The following is a 2,440-nucleotide window of genomic DNA, read 5'->3' on the forward strand; positions in this document are numbered from 1 at the left end:
GGCCAGGGCGGTGCCGGCGGGCTGGGCGGTGATGGTGGAGCCGGTGGCGCCGGCGCGACCGGGGTCGCCGGAACCGGAGGGGTCGGCAGCAGCGGCGCTGCCGGCGGCGTGGGCGGCACCGGCGGAGCGGGCGGGGCCAACGGACTGCTGTTCGGTCACGGCGGCAACGGCGGCCTGGGCGGCAATGGCGGCTTGGGTGGGAACGGCGGTGACGGCGCAGCGGGCACCGGTACCGCGGGCGGTGATGGTGGGATCGGTGGGGCCGGCGGTGCCGCCGGCAGCGGCGGCGCCGCTGGCGCTGGCGGCGGCCTCGCCGGCGCTTGGGGTAACGGCGGTTCAGGCGGCTCCGGCGGTGATGGCGCAACCGGCGACCACAACACAACGGTCGCGACCAACGGCGACGGCGGCACTGGTTTTGCCGGCGGCGCCGGCGGTGCTGGCGGTGCTGGCGGCGGCAGCGGGACAGGCGGCACCAACGGCAGCGGTGGCAACGGTGGCAACGGCGGCAACGGCGGCAACGGGGCAGATGGCAAGTCCGGCGTCGGCGCAGGGGCCACCGGCGGCGACGGTGGCCACGGCGGAAACGCCGGTGCCGGGGGCCTGGCGGGCACCGGCGGCGCCGGCGGCAGCACCGGAAGCGCCGGCAACGGTGGGGACGGCGGCAACGGCGGCAATGGCGACTCGGGGGGCGCCGGTGGCACCGGCGCGGCGGACGGTACCGGCCAAACCGGATTCGCGGGCGGGCACGGCGGAGCCGGCGGAGCGGGCGGCAATAGCGGCAACGGCGGCGTCAACGGCAACGGCGGCACGGGTGGCAACGGTGCGAGCGGTGGCACGGGCGGCGGAGGCACCGACGGCTCCTGGGATCGAGGTGGCCTAAACAGCGGTCCGGCCGGCATCGGTGGCAGCGGCGGTAATGGCGGTAACGGCGGTGACGCGGGTATCGGTGGTCTAGCCGGCTTCGGCGGAACCGGCGGGAATGCCGGCGGTGCGGGCCACGGCGGCAACGGCGGAACCGGCGGCCAAGGCGGCTCCGGCGCCGCAGGCGATGGTTTCTACCACTCGACCGGCGGCGACGCCGGCAGCGGCGGCCAAGGCGGTTCCGGCGGCACGGGCGCTCAGGGCGGCGTCGGAGGCACCGGCGGCCAGGGCGGCGCTGGCGGCACTGTCGCAGGTTTGGGCGCCACCGGCAACGGGGGCGCGGGCGGCACCGGTGGCGCCGGTGGCGCCACCATCGACGGCGGCAATGCTGGCGCCGGCGGTCTGGGTGGCGCAGGTGGCACCGGCAGTATCGGAGGCACGGGCGGGACCGGTGGCGTGGGTGGCAGCGCAACCGGGAGCGGCACCGCCGGCACCGGCGGCAACGGCGGGCAAGGCGCCAACGCCGACGAGGGCGGCGACGGCGGGACCGGCGGTGCGGGCGGGACCAGCGCCTCCGGCGCCGCCGGAGGCGGCGGCTCGGGCGGCCAAGGCGGCACCGCATCCGCCATTGGCGGCCCCGGCGGCGGCGGTGGTCAAGGCGGCGCAGGTGGCAACGCAACCAACGGAGGCAACGCCGGCTCCGGTGGCGCCGGCGGCGACGGCGGCGCGTCGATCGTCGCAGGAAAGGGCGGTGACGGTGGTCTGGGCGGCGCCGGCGGCACCGCGACCAACGGCGGGAACGGCGGCAACGGCGGCACTGGGGGCAACGGCGCGAACGGCGGTGACGGCGGGGTTCTCGGCACTGCCGGCGGCGGCAATGGTGGTGGCGGCGGTGCCGCGGGCATCGCAACCGGATCGGGCAACGGCCACAGCGGTAACGGCGGCGACGGCGGCCAGGGCGGCAATGGCGGCACCGCAGCCAGCAACGGCCAGGGCAGCGCCGGCGGCATCGGCGGCCAGGGCGGCACCGCAACCGACGGCAACGCTGGAAACGGTGGCGCCGGCGGCAAGGGCGGTGGAGGCGGCGACGCCAGCGGGCTCGCCAACGACGGCGGCGCCGGCGGGGCCGGCGGCCAAGGCGGCGACGGCGGCAGCGCAACCGACGGCGGCAAAGGGGGTACCGGCGGCAAAGGGGGTCTCGGCGGGGCCGGTGGCACCGGCTACGACGCTAACTATCCCAACAACCCCAACCTCTCCGGCGACCGCGGCACCAATGCAGGAAGCGGCGGCGATGGCGGTGCGGGCGGTGCCGGCGGTAACAGCAGCAATGGCGGCACCAACGGCAGCGGCGGCGGCGGCGGTACCGGCGGCGCCGGGGGCGCCGGCGGCGATGGCGGCTTCGGCAACACCGGAATCAACGGCGGCAACGCGGGCAAGGGCGGTGACGGCGGCCAAGGTGGCGTCGGCGGCACAACTGGCACCGGCGGTACCGGCGGCGTCGGGGGCGCCGGCGGCGGCGGCGGAACCGGCGGCGGAGGCGGAGACGGCGGTACAGGTGGGGGTGCCGGCGATCCTGGCG

At 78.2% G+C, this 2,440-nt stretch carries 1 protein-coding gene; it reads left to right on the forward strand.

Annotation, left to right across the window (positions count from 1 at the left end):
• Window positions 1-2,440: hypothetical protein (locus BST12_RS32460; RefSeq protein ID WP_211281391.1), on the forward strand; the 2,440-nt coding region annotated here is incomplete at both ends.

The organism is Mycobacterium angelicum (genome assembly GCF_002086155.1).
GTDB lineage: Bacteria > Actinomycetota > Actinomycetes > Mycobacteriales > Mycobacteriaceae > Mycobacterium > Mycobacterium angelicum.